Origin of the sequence: Amycolatopsis nalaikhensis, from assembly GCF_030264295.1 — a bacterium.
Classification (GTDB): Bacteria; Actinomycetota; Actinomycetes; order Mycobacteriales; family Pseudonocardiaceae; genus Amycolatopsis; species Amycolatopsis nalaikhensis.
In genome coordinates, this window is record NZ_CP127173.1 from 8,408,205 (window position 1) to 8,429,194 (window position 20,990).

Genomic DNA, 20,990 nt, shown 5'->3' on the forward strand with positions numbered 1-20,990 from the left:
TCACGCGCGCACCACGGTCAGCTCCAGGCCGAGCAGGTCCGCGACCGCGGTCAGCTCGGCGACGCGGTGGCCGGTGCCCAGCGCCCAGTGGTGCGCGATGCCGCTGGCCGACCACGCGTCGGTCCACTCCCCCGGGTCGCACCCGAAGTCGACGCGGGAGGTCGTGTTGCCGATCCGCAGCAGCGGACCCGGCACGACCGTGCCCTCCGACGCGATGAGCGTGAACGTCCCGTCGCGGCGCTGGCCGAGCCCGCACAGCGTCACCGGCCCGTGCTTGACGTCGAACTCGACGGACACGCCCCAGCCCCGCTTGCCGTGGTAGACGCCCAGGCCGCGCAGCAGCGGCTTGCGAGCGCTGATCCCGAGGTGCGCCGGGCCGTCGTGCCCCATTTCGACGACGTTGTCGCGGAAGTTCAGCGCCTGCAGCTCGGTGAACGAGCCGCCCGCGCCGAGGCGGTCCATGACCAGCATCGCCAGCGACGTCCGGAGCTCGTACTCCCCGACCGCCGGGATTCCCCGCGCGGTCAGCAGGGACGCGCCGAGGATGAACCCGGCGCCGACGCGTTCGTGCGTCTCGCCGTCGAGGCCGCGGTGGTAGTAGGCCAGCGAGTCGAGCGAGAAGTCCTCGACGAGCCGGTCCAGCGCGACCGACACCCGCGCGCCCCACGCGAAGTCTTCGTCCACCACGGACTCGTCCACAGTGAACACTTCGCGTGCCAAGGCGACGCGTGCCTCGGTTTCGGCGTCGTTGACCTTCTCCACGCGCACGCGCAGGTCGTCGACCTCGAGGATCTCGACGTGCCCGCCGAGCTGCGCGGACACCAGGGTCGGGTCGGTCGAGACGTCCATCATGCCCGGGTAGAGGTGCCCGAGCAGGCCGTGGCGCCCGTGCCGCAGCGCCGCCCGCACCCCGGCCGCCTTGATCCACCGCTCGATGCGCGTCCAGGCCCGCTCGTCTTCGAGGTAACCGGACACTGAGCGGAACTCGACGCCGACGCGGCGGAACGCGTTGGCCATCTCCGGCAGCGGGCAGGCCCCGCAGTAGGCCAGCCACGCGCCGGTGTCGAAGGTCTCGTGGTCCATCACCTCGGTGGGCTGCAGGTTGAGCAGCAGGACCGGTGCGCCCGACCGCTGCGCGACCGGGGCCAGCATGCTCGACGTCAAGTACGTCGTGAGGAAGCCGATGATCAGGTCGCACCCGGCGACGCGCAGCTTCTCCGCGGCGGCCGCCCCCTCCTGGGCGTCGGAGACGAACCCCGCGTCGACGACCTCGCAGTCCATTCCGGACAGTCGCTCGGCGACCCGCCGCGCGGAGGCCTCCAGCTGCGGCAGCAGCGCCGGGAACTGCGGCCAGTACGCGCCGAGCCCGCCGGAGACGAGGCCGACGCGCGTGCGGCGCGGGGTGATGCGGTCGAGGGTCATCGGTCCTCCTTCAGCGCAGGAACGCGGCGGCCACCCCGGCGTCCACGGGGACGTGGAGGCCGGTGGTGTGGGTGAGGTCGCCGCCGGTGAGCGCGAACACGGCGGCGGCGACGTGCTCGGGCAGCACCTCGCGCTTGAGGATGGTGCGCTGGGCATAGAACTCGCCCAGCTTCTCCTCGGGCACGCCGTAGACCGCGGCGCGCTGGGCGCCCCAGCCGCCGGCGAAGATGCCCGAGCCCTGGACGACGCCGTCGGGGTTGACGCCGTTGACCCGGATGCCGTGCCCGCCCAGCTCGGCGGCCAGCAGCCGCACCTGGTGGGCCTGGTCGGCCTTGGCGGCGCCGTAGGCGACGTTGTTCGGGCCCGCGAACACCGAGTTCTTCGACGAGATGTAGACGATGTCGCCACCGATGCCCTGGTCGACCATCGCCTTCGCCGCCGCCCGCGCGACCAGGAACGAGCCCTTGGCCATCACGTCGTGCTGCAGGTCCCAGTCGCGTTCGGTGGTCTCCAGCAGCGGCTTCGAGATCGACAGCCCGGCGTTGTTCACGACCAGGTCGACGCCGCCGAAGGCGAGCACGGTCGCGTCGATCGCCGCCTGCACGGCCTCGGCGTCGGTGACGTCCGCGGCGACGGCGACGGCTTTGTCCGGCCCGCCGATGCCGGTCGCGGTGGCCTGGGCCGCCTCGGCGTTGAGGTCCGCGATGGCGACGCACGCGCCTTCCGCGGCCAGCCGCTCGGCGATGGCCTTGCCGATCCCGGACGCCGCGCCGGTCACCAGCGCGATCCGCCCGGCCAGGGGCTTGGGCTTCGGCATCCGCTGCAGCTTGGCCTCTTCGAGGGCCCAGTACTCGATCCGGAACTTCTCGCTTTCGGCGATCGGTGCGTAGGTCGAGACGGCTTCGGCGCCGCGCATGACGTTGATGGCGTTGACGTAGAACTCCCCCGCGACGCGCGCGGTCTGCTTGTCCTTGCCGAAGGAGAACATCCCGACCCCGGGCACCAGCACGATCGCCGGGTCCGCGCCCCGCATCGCCGGGGACTCCGGCGTCGCGTAACGCTCGTAGTAAGCGCGGTACTCGTCGCGGTATTCGGCGTGCAGTTCCTTCAGCCGCGCGACGACGTCCTCGAGCGGTGCGGTCGCGGGCAGGTCGACGACCAGGGGCCGGACCTTGGTGCGCAGGAAGTGGTCCGGGCACGACGTGCCCAGGGCGGCCAGCGGGGCCAGCTTCTCCCGGGCCAGGAACTCGAGCACGACGTCGCTGTCGGTGTAGTGCCCGACCTGCCGCTGGTCGGTCGAGGCCAGCCCGCGGACCACCGGGGCCAGCGCGGCGGCACGGGCGTGCCGCTCGGCTTCGGGGAGGGCTTCGAAGCCCGCGACCACGGCGCCGAACGGCTCGGCCTTGCCGCGCTCGGCGAGGAACTTCTCCGCCGTCCGGATGATGTCGAGGGAGTTGCGCTGGCACTCCTCCGACGTCGCGCCCCACGCGGTGATGCCGTGCCCGCCGAGGATCACGCCGATCGCCTGCGGGTTCGCCGCCTTGACCGCGGCGATGTCCAGGCCCAGCTGGAACCCGGGCCGCCGCCAGTCGACCCACGCGACGCGGTCGCCGAAGCACTCCTTGGTCAACGCGGCCCCGTCGGCCGCCGTGGCCAGTGCGATCCCCGAGTCCGGGTGCAGGTGGTCGACGTGCGCGGCCTCCACGAGACCGTGCATCGCGGTGTCGATCGACGGGGCGGCGCCACCGCGGCCGTGTAGGCAGTAGTCGAACGCGGCGACCATCTCGTCTTCGCGCTCGACACCCGGGTAGACGTCCACCAGGGACCGCAGCCGGTCCAGCCGCAGCACCGCCAGCCCGGCCTCGGTCAGCGTCCCCAGGTCACCGCCGGAGCCCTTGACCCACAGCAGTTCCACCGGCTCGGCCGTGACGGGGTCGGTCACCTCGCCCTTGGCGGAGGTGTTGCCGCCGGCGTAGTTCGTGTTGCGCGGGTCGGCGCCGAGCGCGTTGCTGCGCGCGACGAGTTCCTCGGGCACGGTCATGCTCATGCTCCCCATCCGGCCTGCGTGCCACCGGCCCGCTCGGCCACGATCTTCTCCTGGTACCCGCTGCGGTGGTAGGCCGCGACCGGGTCCGGGTCCAGCCCGGCCTCCTCGCGCAGCTCCGCCAGCAACGGCCGGACGTCGGTGTTGTAGGCGTCCATCAGCACGGCGTTCGCGCCGAGCACGTCACCCGCCTGCTGCGCCGCCCGCAACGCCGTGCGGTCCACCAGCAGTGCCTTGGCCGTGGCCTCCTGGACGTTCATCACCGACCGGATGATCGCCGGGATCTTCGCCTCGATGTTGTGGCACTGGTCGAGCATGAACGCGATCCCGTAGGACGGGTCCAGCGCTTCGCCGCGCACGATCTCGTACATGATCCGGAACAGCTGGAACGGGTCCGCCGCCCCGACCATCAGGTCGTCGTCGGCGTAGAAGCGGGAGTTGAAGTCGAACGCGCCCAGCTTCCCGGCCCGCAGCAGGAACGCCACGATGAACTCGATGTTCGTGCCCGGGGCGTGGTGGCCGGTGTCGATGCACACGGTCGCCTTCTCGCCCAGCTCGACGCAGTGCGCGTACGAGGTTCCCCAGTCCGGGACGTCGGTCGCGTAGAACGCGGGCTCGAACAGCTTGTACTCCAGCAGCATCCGCTGGTCCGGGCCGAGCCGGTCGTACGTTTCCTTCAACGCCGCGGCCAGGCGGTCCTGCCGGTCGCGGATGTCGTCCTGGCCCGGGTAGTTGATGCCGTCGGAGAACCACAGCTTCAGGTCCCGCGACCCGGTGGCGTCCATGATCGAGATCGCCTCGAGCAGGTGGTCGGTCGCCTTGCGCCGGATGCCGGGGTCCGGGTTCGTCACCGAACCCAGCTTGTAGTCCTCGTCCTGGAACACGTTCGTGTTGATCGCGCCGATCTCGACACCCAGGTCACGCGCGTACGCGGTCAAGGCGCCGTAGTCGTCGACCCGGTCCCACGGGATGTGCAGGGCCACGCTCGGCGCCACCCCGGTGAACCGGTGCACGGTCGCGGCGTCCGCGATCTTCTCCTCCGGGGTGCGCGGCACCCCGGGCTGCGGGAACACCTTGAACCGGGTGCCGGAGTTCGCGTACGCCCACGACGGCGTCTCGATCCGCTGTGCCCGCAGAGCCTGTTTGACGGCCGTCAAGTCGCCCACGGCGATCACTGTCCTTCCGCGACGGTGGGGGGTTCGAGGTGGAAGACCTCGTGCAGGAGCTGGAAGCCTTCATCGGGCGGGCCGCCGTCGAGGCCGGTGAAGAACTCCGCCATCTCCGCCTGCCAGCGGGCGTTGACCTCGGTCTTCGCCATCGCCGCCTGCGCGGCGTCGAGGTCGTCGGCCTCGACGTAGCCGATCAGCAGGCCGTCCTCGCGCAGGAACAGCGAATAGTTCCGCCAGCCGGTGTCGTGCAGCGCCTGCCGCATCTCCGGCCAGACGGCGCGGTGCCGCCGCGCGTACTCGGCCATCCGGTCGGGCTTCACCTGGAGGCAGAAGCAGTATCGGGGCACAGTCCGTCCTTTGTGGAGCCCGGCCGGGCCGCGACCCGCGACCCGGCCGGGAGTCTCAGAAGTTGAACTTGTCGATGTTGCCGGCGTCGAAGGTCGTCGGCGGGCCGAGGACGATCTCGCCGTTGGCGCCGATCGTGTAGTCGCCGAGCTTGCCCGCCTTGAACTTCTCGCCTTCCTTGCCGGTGATCTGCCCGGACTTGAGGGCGACACCCGCGTAGGCGGCCAGGTAGCCGATGTCGGCCGGGTTCCACAGCGCGAACTGCTTGACCGTGCCGTCCTTGACGAACGCGCGCATCTGGTTCGGCGTGCCGAGGCCGGTCACCGCGACCTTGCCCTTGTAGCTCGACGAGCTCACGTACCGCGCGGCGGCCGCGATGCCGACCGTGGTCGGCGACACGATCACCTTGAGGTTCGGGAACGACTGCAGCAGGCCCTGGGCCTCCTGGAACGACTTCTGGTCGTCGTCGTTGCCGTAGGCGACCTTGTCCAGCTTCAGGCCCGAGTACTCCGGCTTGGCGAGTTCCTTCTTGAGGACCTCGATCCAGGCGTTCTGGTTCGTGGCGTTCGGCGTCGCCGACAGCACGGCGATCTCACCCGAGCCGCCGGAGAGCTCCTTGGCCTGCTTGGCCAGCGCCTCGCCGATGCCCTGGGTGGTGGCCTGGTTGATGAAGACGTCGCGGCAGTCCTTGGCCGCGTCGGAGTCGAACGCCACGACCTTGATGCCGGCACTGCGCGCCTGGTTCAGCGACGGGCACACCGCGTTCGGGTCGTTCGCGGCGATGCCGATCACGTCCTGCTGCTGCTGGATCAGCGTGTTGATGTAGCTGACCTGCGACGACGCGCTCGCGTCGTTGGGCCCGACCAGCTTGTACTCGCCCTTCAGCTCTTCGAGCGCCGCCTTGCCGCCGCTGACCTCGATGTCGCTGTAGGGGTTGTTGAGCTGCTTGGGCAGGAACGCCATCTTGACGCCCTCCTTGGCCGCGGCGTTCGGGTTCGCCGCGGCGGTGGACTGCTGGCCACCGGAGCCCGCGCTGTCGTTCTTCGTCGTGCCGCCGCAGGCGGCCAGCACGAGCACCAGCCCGGCCGACACTGCGCCGGTGAGGAACCGTCGGGACATCTTCGTCACCTTTCTGGGGATACCGGCGCTCGGTGCCGGCGCCGGAGCGCCGTGCGGGCCGAGGACACGATGTTGGGGAGCAGGACCGACACGATGAGGAGCACGCCGGTCACGATGTTGAGCGCCTCGTTCGAGACGTCCTGCAGGCGCAGGGCGTTCTGCAGCGAGGCCAGCAGGACCACCCCGGCGAGCACGCCGGGCAGCGTGCCCTTGCCGCCGAAGATGGACACGCCGCCGAGGAGCACGGCGGCCACGACCGCGAGCTCCAGCCCGAAGCCGTTGTCGGCGCGGGCACTGGAGTACCGCAGCGTCCACAGGACACCGGCCAGGCCGGCGACCGCGCCGCTGACGACGTACAGCCAGAACTTGAGCCGTCCGGTGCGGATGCCGGCGAACCGGGCCGCCTGCTCCCCCGCGCCGGCCGCGAACACGCCGCGGCCGATCGGGGTCGCGTGCAGCACGACGCCGAAGATCAGGGCCACCACGACCAGCGGGACCAGGACGTTCGGGACCGGGCCGTCGCCGATGGTCCCGGTGACCCACGTCGTGTAGTCGCGCGGGAAATCGGCGACCGCGCCGTCACCGAGGACGACGAAGGCGAGGCCGCGGTAGAGGGCCAGGGTGCCGATCGTGACGGCCAGCGACGGCAGCTTCAGCACCGTGACGAAGAAGCCGTTCAGGGCGCCGAGGATCGCACCGAGCACGACGCAGAGCGGGATGATCGTCTCGATCGTCATCCCCGCGTCCCACAGCGACCCCATCACCGCCGACGTCAGCCCGAGCGTGCTCGCCACCGACAGGTCGATCTCGCCGGTCACGATGATGAACGTCATCGGCAGCGCGACCAGCGCGATCGGCAGCAGGTCGAGCAGCAGGAACGTGAAGTTGCGGCTGGTGCCGAAGTTCTCGACGGCGCCGGAGGCGACGATCAGCACGATCACCGTCACCAGGACGACGGCGGCGTCCCAGCTGAGCAGCCTGCCGAGCCGGTTCCCTTGGTCAGACATGGGAATCCCTCTTCTTCAGAGCTTTGGCGACGCGGACCGCGACGAGCCGGTCGGCACCGATGGCCAGCAGGATCAGCGCACCGACGATCGCCTGCTGCCAGAACTGGTTGATGTCGAGCACGGCCAGCGCGCTGCCGATGACCGTCAGCAGCAGCGCGCCGAGGCCCGCGCCCCACACCGAACCGCTGCCGCCGAACACCGCGACCCCGCCGACGACCGCGGCTGCGACGACGTTGAGCTCGTAGCCGGTGCCCGCGGCGGCGTCGACCGTGCCGAACCGCGCGGCGAACAGCACGCCGGCCAGCCCGGCCAGCGCGCCGCTGACCAGGAACGCGACACTCGTGTTGCGGCCCACCTTGATCCCGGCGAGCTGCGCGGCCTGCGGGCTCGAGCCCATCGCGTACAGCTCCCGCCCGGCCCGGTAGCCGCGCAGCACGATCCCGGCGACCACCAGGACCAGCACCGCGATCAGCACCAGCCACGGCACGCCGAGCACCGACGCCGTGCCGAACTCGAGGAACGACGCGGGCAGCTTGTCGGCGTTGATCTGCTGGCCACCCGCCCAGAAGTAGCTGACGCCGCGGAAGGCGTAGAGCGTGCCGAGCGTGACGACCAGCGCGGGGACCTGGCCGAACCGGACCGTCGCCCCGTTGATCAGCCCGCAGACCGCGCCGACCGCGAGGCCGGCCAGCAGCGCGACGATCACCGGCAGCCCGGGGTTGTCGCGCATCAGGGAGCCGACGGCGAACGCCGACAGGCCCAGCACCGAGCCGACCGAAAGGTCGATGTTGCGGGTGATCATCACGATCGCCTGCCCGACCGCCAGCACCGCGAGGATCGCCGTGCCGAGCAGGATGTCCCGGATGCTCTGCCCGGACAGGAACCGGGAGTTCTGCGTCGCGGTGAACGCGACCAGCACGATCAGCGCGAGGACGATGCCGGATTCGCGCGCCTTGAACACGTTCGCGGTCCACGAGCGTCCGGAGTGGACGGGTGCGGCCCCGGTCACCGGCGCCTCCTTGGTCACGGTCATGCGGCGGCTCCCTGGCCCATCGCCGCGAACATCACGGCGTCTTCGGTGGCGTCGGCGCGCGGGAGCTCGGCCACGATCCGGCCCTCCCGCATCACCAGCACCCGGTCGGCCATCCCGAGCACCTCGGGCAGTTCGGACGACACCATGACGATCGCGACGCCTTCGGCGGCCAGCGCCGACATCAGGCGGTGCACCTCGGCCTTGGTGCCGACGTCGATCCCGCGCGTCGGCTCGTCCACGATCAGCACCTTCGGCGCCATCGCCAGCCACTTGGCCAGGACGACCTTCTGCTGGTTGCCGCCCGACAGCGTGCCGACGGGGTCGGCGAGGCGGCGGTACTTCGTGCGCAGCCTCTCGGTCCAATGCCGCGCTTCCCGCCGTTCGCTCGCGCCGGTCAGGAAGCCGAGCTTCGAGAGGGCGCGCGAGCGCGGCAAGGTCACGTTCCGCTCGATCGACAGGTCCATGATGAGGCCCTGCTGGCGGCGGTCTTCGGGCACCAGCGCCATCCCGGCGGCCATCGCGGCCCGCGACGAGTGCGCCTTCAGCTTCTTGCCGCCGATCTTCACGACCCCGGCGTCGCGTTCGTCCACTCCGAACACGGCTTGGACCACTTCGGACCGTCCGGAGCCGACGAGCCCGGCGAAGGCGACGATTTCCCCCGCCCGCACCGAGAAGGAGATGTCGCGGAACACGCCTTCCCGCGCCAGGCCCTCGACCTCCAGCACCACCGCGCCGGGTTCGACGTCCTGCTTGGGGAACAGCGCGTCGAGGTCGCGGCCGACCATGCGCTTGACCATCTCGTCGACGGTGACGTCCTCGATCGCGTCGGAGGAGACGTGCTTGCCGTCGCGCATGATCGTCACGCGCTGGCAGAGCTCGGTGATCTCCTCGAAGCGGTGCGAGATGAACATGATCGCCGCGCCTTCGCTCCGCAGCGTCCTCGCCACGGTGAAGAGCCGCTCGACCTCGACTTGGCTCAGCGCGGCGGTCGGCTCGTCCATCACCAGTACTCGGGCGTCGGCGCTGAGCGCCTTGGCGATCTCGACGATCTGCTGGTCGGCGATCGACAGGCCGCGCGCGGGGCGGCCCGGGTCGATCCGGACGCCCAGGCGGGTGAACAGCCGCTCGGCCTCGGCGCGGATCGCCGCCCGGTCGATCCGGCCGAGGCTCTTGCGCGGGTGGCGGCCCATCACGATGTTCTCCTCGACGCTCAAGTCGGGGAACAGCGTGGGTTCCTGGTAGATCACCGCGATGCCGGCGGCCTTCGCGTCGGCCGGGGAGCCGAACTCCACCGGCTCGCCGTCCAGCAGCAACGTGCCGTCGTCCGGCTTGTGCACGCCGGCGAGCATCTTGACGATCGTGGACTTGCCGGCGCCGTTTTCCCCGACGAGCGCGTGCGCCTCCCCGGCGTGCAGGCCGAAGCTCACACCGGCGACCGCCGCGACCGCGCCGAACGACTTCGTCACGCCGCGCACCTCCAGCAGAGGAGCCCGGACCGGGTCCTGCCGCGTCATCGCGACCTCCGGATTGAAAGGTTTCACAAACTTGGTGCGGTGACGCTACTATGCGATCGAAGAACAAGTCAATGCATCCGCACAACCGTGGCCAAATGGCTTCGCGACCGACGAGTTCGTGTCAGTGTTACGTTTCAAGGAGGGGGTCCGATGACGGTCCAGGAGTCCGGCGCCGAGCCGAAAGCCGCGGGCATGAAGGACGTCGCGGCCGCCGCGGGCGTCTCCCTCGGCACGGTCTCCAACGTGCTGAACCGGCCCGACCGCGTCAGCCCCGCCACGCGCGCGAAGGTCGAGGCGGCGATGGCCGAACTCCGGTTCGTGCGCAACGAGTCCGCGCGGCAGCTGCGGGCCGGGCGCAGCCGGCTGCTGGCCTACGTGATGCTCGACGGCAGCAACCCGTTCTTCACCGACGTCGCCGCCGGCATGGAGGACGCCGCCGAAGCGGGCGACCTTTCCCTGTTCCTCTGCAACTCCGCGCACCAGCCCGAGCGGGAGGCGGCCTACCTCGGGCGCCTCGAACAGCAGCGCGTGCAGGGCATCCTCATCACGCCGGTCGACCCGGACGCGCCGCTGCTGGCGGAGATCGCGCACCGCGGCACGCCGGTGGTCGTCGTCGACCGGACGCCCGGCGGCACCGCGCACTGCTCGGTCGCGGTCGACGACGTCTACGGCGGCGAGATCGCCGTGCGGCACCTGATCGAGCAGGGCCACGAGCGGATCGCGTTCATCGGCAACCACACCTCCGTCGGCCAGGTCCGCGACCGGCGGCTCGGCGCGCTGCGGGCGTTGCAGGCCGCCGGGCTCGGCCCGGACCACCTCGTCGACCTCACGACGAGCGCGCTGACCGTCGCCGACGGCCGCGGCGCGGGCGAGCGCATCGCCGGGCTGCCCGCCTCGGTCCGCCCGACCGCGGCGTTCTGCGCCAACGACCTGGTCGCCCTCGGCCTCCTGCAGACGTGCGCGAACCTCCGCATGCGCGTCCCGGAGGACCTGGCGATCGCGGGTTACGACGACATCGAGTTCGCCGCGGCGGCCGCGGTGCCGCTGACGTCGGTCCGCCAGCCCCGCCGCCGGCTGGGCCGGACCGCGGCCGAGCTGCTGCTGGCCGAAACCACCGAAACCGGGCACGAGCACCGGCAGGTCGTGTTCACCCCGGAGCTCGTGGTTCGGGCATCGACCCTGCGCTGAGCAACCCGTAGATCGTTTGTGACGTCTGAACGAGCACAACCGATATCACCGGGGAGCCCGAGCACGGAGGTCGTCAGTGGCCGATACGGAAAGGGCCGACTCGCAACCGCGGCTGTCCCGGCGCGGGTTCCTGGCCGCGAGCGGGGCGGCGCTGCTCGGCGCGGTCGTCGCGGGGTCGGCCGGAAACGCCTCCCCCGACCCGGATTGGGGACGGCTGGGCGATTTCTGGTTGTTCGGGCGGTACGCCGACGGCGCCACCGAACCCGGCTTCGACGAGACCGACCTCGCCCCGGTGCAGCTCCCCCACTGCGTGACGCCGCTTTCGTGGACCGGCTGGCAGCCGTCCTCGTGGCAGGACCGGTGGATCTACCGCAAGCACTTCACCGGCACCGCGGCCGAACGCTTCGTCGCGCGCTTCGACGGCGTCATGACGAACGCCGAGGTGCACCTCAACGGCGGCCTCGTCGCCACCCACCAGGGCGGGTACCTGCCGTTCGAGGTCGAGCTGCCCGGGGTGGTCCAGGGCGACAACGTCCTCGCCGTGGTCGTCGACGGGCGGTGGGCGCTGGACGTCCCGCCTAACCTCCCGCGCAGTGCGGGCCCGTCGGTCATCGACTTCTACCAGCCCGCCGGGATCTACCGCCCGGCCGCGATCAGCGCGGTGCCGCGGGTCCGGCTGGCCGACGTCTTCGCCCGGCCCGTCGACGTCCTCTCGCCCGGCCGGTCGCTGCACCTGACGTGCACCCTCGACGGGCCCGTGACGGGCGAGGTGACCGCGTCGGTGCGCCAAGGAGGTCGCGAGCTGGCCCGCGCAACCGCTCCGGTGGTCGGCACCACGGTGGAGTTCGACGTCGGCGGGCTCGGCGCGGTCCGCCTGTGGGACGTCGAGGACCCCGCGCTGTGCGACGTCGTGGTCAGCCTCCGGTCCGGGCCGCGGGAGCTGGACCAGCGGGTGGTGCGGACCGGGTTCCGCGAGGCGCGGTTCACCCCGGACGGGTTCTTCCTCAACGGCAGAAGACTGAAGCTGTTCGGCCTCAACCGGCACCAGTGGTACCCGTTCGCGGGCGGCGCGCTGCCGGACCGCGTCCAGCGGCGGGACGCCGAGATCCTGCGGCGCGAGCTGAACTGCACGATGGTCCGCTGCTCGCACTACCCGCAGTCGAGCGCGTTCCTCGACGCCTGCGACGAGCTGGGGCTGCTGGTCTGGGAGGAGATCCCCGGGTGGGGCCGGGTCGGGGACGACGTCTGGCAGGAGCAGAACCTCCGGGACGTCACGGGGATGATCACCCGGGACCGCAACCACCCGAGCATCGTCATCTGGGGCACGCGGGTGAACGAGGCGAACGGCACGACGGCGCTTTACGGCCGGACCGGGCGGCTGGCCCGGCAGCTGGACCCGTCGCGGCCGACGAGCGGGGCGCTGGCGAGCACGACGCTCGCGCGGTACGCGGGAGACGACATCGAAGTCTTGGCGTACAACGACTACACGGCCCGGCGGGGCGCGCCGTTCCAGCTGCGCCCACCGCGCCCGGGGGTGCCGTACCTGGTGACGGAGTCGATCGGCACGCTCGCGGGAGCCCGCGCGTACCGCCGGAGCGACCCGGCGGCGGCCCGGCTCCAAGCGGAGCTGCACGCGAAGGCCCACGACCTGGCCGCGGCCGACGACCGGTACTGCGGGCTGCTGGCGTGGTGCGCGTTCGACTACCCGTCGGGCTGGCAGCGGTCGGTGGACGGGTCGAAGTACGCGGGGGTGTCGGACATCTTCCGGATCCCCAAGCCCGCGGCGGCGTTCTACGCGTCGCAGGGCGACCCGCTCGTCTGCGCGGTGGTGGAGCCGGGTTTCGCGTGGGACTTCACGGCGTCGCCGACGGGCCCGGGTCCGGGCGCGACGATCTGGTCGAACTGCGACCGGCTGGCGCTGTTCCTCGACGACCGGCCGGTGGGCGAGGCCCGCAGCCGCCGGGCGGACTTCCCGCACTTGGCGCACCCGCCGTTCGCGGTGGACTTGACGGTGCGCCGAGGGCAACGGCCCCAGCTGCGCATCGACGGCTACACGGCCGGGCGGCTGGTGGTGACACGCCGGTTCAGCGGCGACCGGAGCCGGGACGTGCTGAGCTGCACCCCGGACGACACGCGGCTCAGGGCGGACGGAAGCGACGCGACACGGGTGGTGATCGCGGCGACGGACCGGTTCGGGGTGGTGCGAGCGGGAGCGACGGGCGAGGTGAGCTTGACGTTGACGGGCCCGGGCGACTTGATCGGCGACCGGGTGATGGACCTGGGGGCGACGGGCGGCGCGGCGGCGGTGTGGGTGCGGCCGTTCGCGGGACCGACGGGAACACTGACGTTGACGGCCCGGCACGAGGTGCTGGGTGTCGCGACGGCGACGGTCACCGCGACCGAGGCGAACGGGACGAGCGCGGCGGGCGGGTCGCGCTCATGACGGCTGCGGGTCGTGGTGCCGGTGCCCCGCCGCGGCGCCGACCCGGCGAGCCCCAGCGAACCGCGACCGCCACGCAAGCCGCCCGCCGCCTGGCCCGGGCATCACTCCTCGCCGCTCAGCACGCCCGCCAGCACCGCCGCCTGGCTGATCGTCGGCGAGCCGCTCGCCGTCAGCAGCGTCACCCGGCCACCTCCGGCCAGCTCCCTCAGCCTCTCCAACGCCGCCGCCCGATCCGGTTCCTTCAGCTCGGCCCGGTACCTCTCCGCGAACTCCGCGAACCGGTCCGGGTCGTGGCCGTACCAGGTGCGCAGCTCGTCCGACGGCGCCAGTGCCCGGTACCAGCCGTCCAGGACCACCGCCGTGCGGGCCGTTCCCCGGGGCCACAGCCGCTCCACGAGCACGCGGACTCCGTCGGCGGGCCCGGCCGGGTCGAACAGGCGCGCCACCCGGACCTCCGACGGCTGCATGCGCGCATTCTGCGACGCACCCGTCCGCTCCGCCACCGGAAACCGGGAGGCCCCGCGTGCGCAACCGCGTGACCCCCACCGGCGACGTCGTCGACATCCCCCTGCGCGGCGCCTGGACCGGTAACCGCGGCGTCCTGCACGACGGCCACGACATCGTCCGCTTCCATGCCGGCGACCTGTGGATCGCCTGCGCGCTCGCCTTCCGGGGCCGGTGGCGGGAGCAGTGGCTGCCGAACCACTACACCCACCTCTACTTCCACGACGAAGCCGTCTCCTTCGCCGCCGGGCACCGGCCCTGCGGCGAGTGCCGCCGTCCCGCCTACACCGCCTACCGCGACGCCTGGCCGGGCCGTCCCTCCGCCACCGCGATGAACCGGCGGCTGCACGCCGAACGCCTCGTCCGCGGCACGCACACCCGCCGCCTGCACGAACTCCCCTGGACCGGCCTGCCCGACGGCGTCTTCGTGCTCCGCGGCCGCCACCCCGAACTGGTCGTCGACGGCCACCTCGCGGAGTGGACGACCGCGGGCTACGGCACGCGGCAGCCGCTGCCCCGGGCAGGCACCGTCCCCGTGCTGACCCCACCGGCCACGATCGCCGTGCTCCGGGCCGGTTATCCCGTGCAGATCGACGAGTCCGCCCGCTGAACAGCACAAAGGGCCACCACGGCGACCGGGGATAGGGGTCGCCGAGGTGGCCCTACCCCCAGCTCGTGCCGCCCGGATGGACGACAGCCGAACCCGCCGGTGACACCGGGCGACCGAGCCGGCCGTGGACATCGTCGGGGACTTGTCCTTCAGCCCGGTCAGGATCGCGGAACCGGCCTGCACCGCGCTTGCAGTACGCTTGCACGCCACGAGCGGGTGAGCGGAGGTGACGGGGTGGAGTTCCGCGTCCTCGGCGCCGTCGAGGCGACGGCGGAGGGCACCCCGGTCGACCTAGGCTCCCGCAAACAGCGCCTCGTCCTCGCCGTGCTGCTGCTCGAAGGCGGCCGTCCGGTCTCGCTCGACCGGCTCGTCGACCTCCTCTGGCCCATCGCTCCCCCGGCGAGCGCGCGCAACACCGTCCAGGCGCTGATCTCGCGGCTGCGCGCGGTGTTCCGCGCCCACGGCGGCCCCGAGCTCGTCACCGAAGGACCCGGGTACGTCCTGCGCACCGACCCGGAAACGGTCGACGCGCACCGCTTCACCGCGCTCGTCCGCCGGGCGCGCGCGGCCGACGACGAAACCGCCGTCGCCCTGCTCGACGAAGCCTTGGCGCTCTGGCGGGGTGACGCCCTCGCCGGGGCCGCGTCCGCCGACGTCGCCGAGCGGCTGCTGGCTGGGCTCGTCGAAGCCCGCTGGAGCGCGCTGGAAGACCGGATCGACGCGCAGCTCCGGCTCGGCCGCGGCCGGGACGTGCTCGCCGAGCTCACCGCGCTCGTCGCCGCGCACCCGCTGCGGCAGCGGTTCGTCGGCCAGCTGATGCTCGCCCTGCACCGCGAAGGCCGCACCGACGCCGCGCTCGCCGCCTTCCGCGGCCTGCGGGCCCGGCTCGCCGACGGCCTCGGGCTCGACCCGGCGCCCGAGTTGACCCGCCTCGAAGCCGCCATCCTCGCCGGCGACCCGGCCCTCGACCCCGCGCCGGAGCCGCCGCCCGAACCCGTGCGCCCGGCCCAGCTGCCCCACGACGTCCGCGGCTTCACCGGCCGCGCGGCCGAGCTGGCCCGGCTCGACGAGCCCGCCGACGCCGGGCCGGGGCCGGACATCCGGGTCGTCACCGGCACCGCGGGCGTCGGGAAGACCGCGCTGGCCGTGCGCTGGGCACACCGCGTCCGCGACCGGTTCCCCGACGGCCAGCTCTACCTCGACCTGCGCGGCTTCGACCCTGAACACGAGCCGCTGACCCCGGCGGTCGCGGCGGCGCAGCTGCTGCGGGCCCTCGGCACCGACCCGCGCGCGATCCCGCCGGACCCGGACGGCCGCACGGCGCTGTGGCGCTCGCTGCTCGCCGACCGGAAGGTCCTGGTGCTGCTCGACAACGCCCGCGACAGCGCGCAGGTGACGCCGCTGCTGCCGCCGTCGGGCACCGTGCTGGTCACCAGCCGTCAGCGGCTCGGCGACCTCATCGCCCGCACCGGCGCCCGCCCGGTGCCGCTGCCGGTGCTGCCCGCGGACGACTCCCGGCAGCTGCTCGAGACGGTGCTCGGCCCGCCCGCCGTCGAAGCCGAACCCGACGCGGCCGCGGAGCTGGCGCGGCTGTGCGGGCACCTGCCGCTCGCCCTGCGGCTGGCCGCGGCGAACCTCGGCGCCGGCGAGGCATCCGGCATCGCCGAGCTGGCTCGCGAACTCGCCGACGGCGACCCGCTGGCCGGGCTGAGCGTTGACGGTGCCGAGGAAAGCGCCGTCACGACGGCGTTCGCCGTGTCCTACCGGGCCTTGCCCGCCGAACACCGCCTGCTGTTCCGGCGGCTCGCCCTGGTGCCGGGCCAGACGTTCACCGCGCCGGTCGCCGCGCGGCTCGCCGACGTCCCCGAAGGCCGGGCCGCCCAGCAGCTCAAGGCGCTCGCCGCGGCGAACCTCGTCGAACGGCACCTGCCCGGCCGCTACCGCTTCCACGACCTGCTGCGCAGCTACGCGGCCGGGCGGGTGGCCGAGGACGACACCGAGACCGGCCGGGACGCGGCACGGCGGCGGCTGTTCGACTACTACCTCGCGACGGCCGACGCGGCGGGCCGCCGGTTGATCCCGCACTTCCTGCGGCTCCCCCGGCCCGAGACGCCGAACCCGTTCGAGGGCACCGAGGACGCGCTGGCCTGGCTCGACACCGAATGGCCGAACCTCGCCGCGGCCGTCGAGCACGCCGCCGCGCACGGCCCGGCGGAGTTCGCGTGGCATCTCGCCGACGCGCTGCGGGCGTTCTTCCACCACCGCGGCCACCACGCCGAGTGGGTCGACACCGCCACGACCGGGCTCACCGCCGCGCGGGTCGCGGGAGCGCGCCAAGCGCAGGCCGCGATGCGGCTCTCGATCGCGCTCGCGGGCGTCAACAGCGGGCAGTACGCCGACGCCCGCACCCACCTCACGACCGTGCTCGACGACGGGCTCGCGGCGGACTGGCCCGCCGGCCGCGCGGCCGCGCTCAACAACCTCAGCGCGGTCCACCAGCGGCTCGGCGACCCGCACGCGGCGATCGCGTGCGGCGCGGAATCCCTGCGGCTGTGCGAAGAGCTCGGGATCCCCGGCGTCACGATGGCGCTGGCCAACCTGGGTTTCGCGTGCGGTCAGGTGGGCGACCTCGACGAAGCCCTGCACCACTTCGGGCGCGGGCTCGAGATCGCCGAACGCGACGGCGCCCGGTTCAGCGTGGCCGTGCTGTACGTCGACCTGGCGCACATCCACCGCGACCTCGGGAACCCCGTGGCCGCCGAGTTCTACGAACGGGCCCTGACGGCGAACCGCGAGCTGGGCTACCAGTACGGCGAAGCGGCGGCGCTGTCCGGCCGCGCGGTCCTGGAGTCCCGCTCGGGCGACGGCACCCGCGCGCTCGCCGACGCGGCCGAAGCCGTCGAGCTGACCCGCCGGATCGGCGATCGCGGCACGGAGGCCTCGGCGCTGGCGGCGTGTGGCGAGACGTGCCTGAACCTGGGCCACCCGGCGGACGCGGCGGAACACCTGGCCGCGGCACTGGACATCGCCCGCGAAACCAGCTTCACCTGGTGCGAGGCGGCGGCGTTGACCGGGCTGGCCGAAGCCGCGCTCGCCACGGGCGACGCCGACACGGCCCGCGTCCACGCCGAGGCGGCGGCCAAGCTCGCCGCCGCCTCGGGCTACCGCCCCCTGGAAGTCCGCGCCGAGCGGGTCCTGACGGGCTGATCGCTCCCGTCGCCCTCGTCGTGAGTGTTTAGGGCGGTTAGAACCGCCCTAAACACTCACGACAACTTGCGCCGAGGCGGTCAGCAGGTGCCGGTCGGCGGGGCGGAGCACTTGGCTCGGGCCAGGATCGTCGAGAAGTTCTGCTGGTAGGCCGTGCTGATGGCCGGGTTCGCCACCTTGATCAGGATCTCGTCGTTGTCGCGCAGGGCGGCTCCGGAGACGTTGTGCGAGCCGGTGAAGACGATCGAACGGTGGGCGGTCTCGTTGTAGTGGCCCGTGTAGAGCATGTACTTCGAGTGCACCGAGATCTCCCGGCCGTTCACCGTCGTGCTGAAGCGCTTGAGCGTGATGTTCGCCTTGCCCTTCAGCGCGGCCAGCGCGGCCGTGCCCATGTCGTCGTAGACGATCCGCACCTGGCAGCCGAGCTTGGCGATCCGGACCAGCTCGGAGACGACCGGGGTGCGCGAGTCGGCGATGTTCGCCTGGACGACGTTGAGCGAGCAGCCGGACTCGTACTTCGTGATCCACTTCAGCAACTGCGCCCACGTGTCGGTGGCGAACTCCTCCGAGGTCCCGCCGCCGGAGTCGGCACGCGGCGAGAGGTAGCTGGTGACCTTGCTGTCCGGTGACTTGTGGTAGCCGCCGTTGTCGAAGTAGTCGTTGTTCTTCTGCTGCGCCAGCATCTTGCGCACGTGCCCGAGGTAGAAGCCGTAGAGGTCGGGGTCGCCGTAGGTGAGCAGCGCGTTGTTGAACAGGTTGCCCTGGGTGGTGGTCAGGTTGTGCGACCCGATGACGACGACGGCCTTCTTGCCCTCGGTCTCGGAGAACATCCACAGCTTGTCGTGGTTGATCGAGTGCGGGCTGCCGCCGTGGGCGATGCAGCCGGTGTTGGTGCCGCCGGTGCCGCAGAACACGAGCTGGGTGAACCCGGCGGACTTGAGGATCGGCATCGCCGTGTTGGCCGGGTCGTCGTCGGCGCCGCCGTCGATGGCGATCCGCACCTTGACGCCGCGTGCTTGCGCCGCCTTGAGCGCCTCGGCGACCGCCGGCCGCGTCCAGCTGTAGACGGAGAAGTGGATCTCCGAACCGGCGGGCGCGCCGTCGACGAGCTGGACGAGCCGCGTTTCGATCGAGTGGTCGCGGTCGCCGTTCTCGGGCGGGTTGTTGAACATCGCTTCCATGCCGGTGGCGGCGAGCGGCTCGGCGTGCGCGACCGGACCGCCGGCCAGCGTCACCGCGCCGACCGCCGCCAGCCCCACGGTGAGCGCCTTGATCTTGGGGACCATGTCTTCCTCCCTGTTTCCGGCCCCAAGCTCGCAACCCGGCGTACAAGATCCGTACACGCGGCGCGAACCGGACAGCTTGCGCGTTCCCGCGCCCCGGCCGAGACTGCCCGGATGGACCAGCACACTGTGGACCGCGCCCGGCAGCACGCACTGGGCGACCTGCTCCGCCGCACCGCGTTGCGCACGCCGGACAAGCTCGCCGTCGTCGACGGCGACCGGCGGCTCACCTTCGCCGAGTTCGAGGCGGCCGCCAACCGGTGCGCGAACGCCCTCGCCGCCCGCGGCCTGCGCAAAGGCGACCGGCTCGCGCTGCTGAGCCACAACTGCTGGGAGTTCGGCGCGCTCGCCTTCGCCACCGCGAAGCTCGGGGTACTGCTCGTGCCGGTCAACTTCATGCTCGGCGCCGACGAGATCGCCTACATCCTCCGCCACGCCGACGTCGCGGCCTTCGTCGCCGAGGACGCCCTCGAACCGACCGCGCGGAAAGCCCTCGAGCTCGCCGGGCTGGGCGAGGTCGTCCGCGGCCGGATCGGCGACGGCGGCGAGTGGGCGGACGTCGGCACCTGGCTGTCCGAAGGGGACTCCACCGCGCCCGACGTCCTCGTCGCCGACGACGACCCGCTGCGGATCATGTACACCTCCGGCACCGAGTCGCGGCCGAAGGGCGTGCTCCTGTCGAGCCGGTCGCTGATCGCGCAGTACGTCTCGTGCGTGGTCGACGGCGGCATGACCGCCGACGACGTCGAGGTCCACTCGCTGCCGCTGTACCACTGCGCCCAGCTGGACTGCTTCTTCTCCGTCGACGTCTACCTCGGCGCGACCAGCGTGATCCTGCCCGGCCCGGACCCGGCCGCCGTGCTCGCCGCCGTCGAGCGGGAGCGGGCGACGAAGCTGTTCGCGCCGCCGACGGTGTGGATTTCCCTGCTGCGGCACGAAAACTTCGACACGACGGACCTCTCCAGCCTCCGCAAGGGCTACTACGGCGCGTCGGCGATGCCGGTCGAGGTGCTGCGCGAGCTGAGCCGGCGGCTGCCGGACGTCGCGCTGTGGAACTTCTACGGCCAGACGGAAATGGCGCCGCTGGCCACGATCCTGCGCCCGCACGAGCAGCTCGACCGCGCCGGGTCGGCCGGGCGGGCGTCGCTGAACGTCGAGACGCGGATCGTCGACGACGAGGACAACCCGGTGGCGCCGGGTGTCGTCGGCGAGATCGTGAACCGCAGCCCGCACGCCACCCTCGGCTACTACCACGACGAGGAGAAGACCGCGGACGCGTTCCGCGCGGGCTGGTTCCACTCCGGCGACCTCGGCGTGCTCGACGCCGACGGCTACCTGTCCGTCGTGGACCGCAAGAAGGACATGATCAAGACCGGTGGCGAGAACGTCGCGAGCCGCGAGGTCGAAGAGGCGCTCTACCTGCTCGACGGCGTCGCCGAGGTCGCCGTGTTCGGGATCAGCCATCCACACTGGATCGAAGCGGTGACCGCGGTGGTCGTGCCGCGCGAAGGCGTCACCCTTTCCGAAGCGCAAGTGATCGACCACGCCCGGTCACAACTCGCCGGTTACAAATGCCCCAAGTACGTCGTGTTCGCGGACCGTCTTCCCAAGAATCCGAGCGGGAAGATCGTCAAGCGGGAACTGCGGGAACGCCACAAAGGACTCGCCGCGAACGGCTGATTTCCCCTTGCCGGGCACGGAAAACGACGGATATCCGTGCCCGGCGAGGAGGGGACGCGAGGACCCGGCGGCACCAGGGCCGACCGGCCCGGAAATCGCCGCCGATAAGCCATGGCGCATTTCGTCCGTCGGGTCTAGGAATGGAGACCGTTCCCGATCCGGAAGGAAACCGCTCGTGTCCGTTTTCATCGCCGTGCTGCTCGCGCTGGCCGCCGGGCTGCTGGTCGGCAGCCGCGTCAAGACCGCGCGGGACGCCCGCGTGGCCTACACCTCCTACCGCGCCCGCACGGCCAAGGGCTTCGGGGAGTGGATCCGGAGCACCGTCTCCGCCACGCTCGCCGTCGCCGGCGCCGTCGTCCTGCTGGTCATCCTGCTCAACGTGCTCCAGCAGGCCTGAGCGCGGAACCCGACTCATGGCGGGT

Annotated in this window: 16 protein-coding genes; 6 read left to right on the forward strand and 10 right to left on the reverse strand. The window is 72.1% G+C overall.

Annotated elements, in window-relative coordinates:
• From QP939_RS40905 to QP939_RS40940, 8 genes are read right to left on the reverse strand one after another with little or no spacing between them, the layout of a single operon-like run.
• Nucleotides 1–1,422 (reverse strand): L-fucose/L-arabinose isomerase family protein, encoded by a 1,422-nt coding sequence (locus QP939_RS40905; protein WP_285451956.1) that lies wholly within the window; start codon nt 1,420–1,422, stop codon nt 1–3.
• Nucleotides 1,423–1,432: 10 nt separating this feature from the next.
• Nucleotides 1,433–3,463 carry a bifunctional aldolase/short-chain dehydrogenase gene (locus QP939_RS40910; RefSeq protein WP_285451957.1) on the reverse strand — a complete coding sequence of 677 codons (2,031 nt, stop codon included), beginning with the start codon at nt 3,461–3,463 and terminating at the stop codon, nt 1,433–1,435.
• 2 nt (nt 3,464–3,465) lie between these two features.
• The gene (gene rhaI / locus QP939_RS40915) at nt 3,466–4,641 is read right to left on the reverse strand and encodes an L-rhamnose isomerase (protein ID WP_285451958.1); all 1,176 of its coding nucleotides are present in this window, start codon (nt 4,639–4,641) and stop codon (nt 3,466–3,468) included.
• Complete coding sequence (locus QP939_RS40920; protein WP_285451959.1) at nt 4,638–4,982, reverse strand: L-rhamnose mutarotase; 345 nt, start codon at nt 4,980–4,982, stop codon at nt 4,638–4,640. Before QP939_RS40920 ends, rhaI begins: the two co-directional genes overlap by 4 nt.
• Nucleotides 4,983–5,037: 55 nt before the next feature.
• Nucleotides 5,038–6,099 carry a rhamnose ABC transporter substrate-binding protein gene (rhaS, locus tag QP939_RS40925; RefSeq protein WP_285451961.1) on the reverse strand — a complete coding sequence of 354 codons (1,062 nt, stop codon included), beginning with the start codon at nt 6,097–6,099 and terminating at the stop codon, nt 5,038–5,040.
• Nucleotides 6,100–6,104: 5 nt separating this feature from the next.
• Complete coding sequence (locus QP939_RS40930; RefSeq protein ID WP_285451963.1) at nt 6,105–7,106, reverse strand: ABC transporter permease; 1,002 nt, start codon at nt 7,104–7,106, stop codon at nt 6,105–6,107.
• The gene (locus QP939_RS40935) at nt 7,099–8,139 is read right to left on the reverse strand and encodes an ABC transporter permease (protein WP_285451965.1); all 1,041 of its coding nucleotides are present in this window, start codon (nt 8,137–8,139) and stop codon (nt 7,099–7,101) included. The genes QP939_RS40930 and QP939_RS40935 overlap by 8 nt, the downstream gene beginning before the upstream one ends.
• Nucleotides 8,136–9,653: a sugar ABC transporter ATP-binding protein gene (locus QP939_RS40940; RefSeq protein WP_285451967.1), complete on the reverse strand. Its 1,518-nt coding sequence runs from the start codon at nt 9,651–9,653 to the stop codon at nt 8,136–8,138. The genes QP939_RS40935 and QP939_RS40940 overlap by 4 nt, the downstream gene beginning before the upstream one ends.
• Nucleotides 9,654–9,803: 150 nt before the next feature.
• Between QP939_RS40940 and QP939_RS40945 the strand changes: the two genes are divergently transcribed.
• Entirely contained in the window at nt 9,804–10,841 is a 1,038-nt protein-coding gene (locus QP939_RS40945) for a LacI family DNA-binding transcriptional regulator (protein WP_285451969.1), read from the forward strand.
• Between the two features lie 76 nt (nt 10,842–10,917).
• A complete protein-coding gene (locus QP939_RS40950) occupies nt 10,918–13,284 on the forward strand; it encodes a glycoside hydrolase family 2 protein (RefSeq protein WP_285451971.1) in 2,367 nt (788 codons plus the stop codon).
• Nucleotides 13,285–13,385: 101 nt separating this feature from the next.
• On the opposite strand, the gene QP939_RS40955 is transcribed toward QP939_RS40950, so the two are convergent.
• Nucleotides 13,386–13,751 (reverse strand): DUF488 domain-containing protein, encoded by a 366-nt coding sequence (locus QP939_RS40955; protein ID WP_285451972.1) that lies wholly within the window; start codon nt 13,749–13,751, stop codon nt 13,386–13,388.
• Nucleotides 13,752–13,807: 56 nt separating this feature from the next.
• Here QP939_RS40955 and QP939_RS40960 point away from each other — a divergent pair, with 56 nt between their 5' ends.
• Both QP939_RS40960 and QP939_RS40965 read left to right on the forward strand, forming a co-directional pair.
• Nucleotides 13,808–14,398 (forward strand): hypothetical protein, encoded by a 591-nt coding sequence (locus tag QP939_RS40960; protein ID WP_285451973.1) that lies wholly within the window; start codon nt 13,808–13,810, stop codon nt 14,396–14,398.
• A 234-nt stretch (nt 14,399–14,632) separates the two neighbouring features.
• Nucleotides 14,633–17,605 (forward strand): AfsR/SARP family transcriptional regulator, encoded by a 2,973-nt coding sequence (locus QP939_RS40965; protein WP_285451974.1) that lies wholly within the window; start codon nt 14,633–14,635, stop codon nt 17,603–17,605.
• Between the two features lie 80 nt (nt 17,606–17,685).
• On the opposite strand, the gene QP939_RS40970 is transcribed toward QP939_RS40965, so the two are convergent.
• Entirely contained in the window at nt 17,686–18,891 is a 1,206-nt protein-coding gene (locus QP939_RS40970; RefSeq protein ID WP_285451976.1) for a phospholipase D-like domain-containing protein, read from the reverse strand.
• 111 nt (nt 18,892–19,002) lie between these two features.
• On the opposite strand from QP939_RS40970, the gene QP939_RS40975 reads away from it, so the two are divergent.
• Both QP939_RS40975 and QP939_RS40980 read left to right on the forward strand, forming a co-directional pair.
• Nucleotides 19,003–20,568 carry an acyl-CoA synthetase gene (locus QP939_RS40975; protein ID WP_285451978.1) on the forward strand — a complete coding sequence of 522 codons (1,566 nt, stop codon included), beginning with the start codon at nt 19,003–19,005 and terminating at the stop codon, nt 20,566–20,568.
• Nucleotides 20,569–20,743: 175 nt separating this feature from the next.
• Complete coding sequence (locus QP939_RS40980; RefSeq protein WP_285451979.1) at nt 20,744–20,965, forward strand: hypothetical protein; 222 nt, start codon at nt 20,744–20,746, stop codon at nt 20,963–20,965.
• Nucleotides 20,966–20,990: the final 25 nt, after the last annotated feature.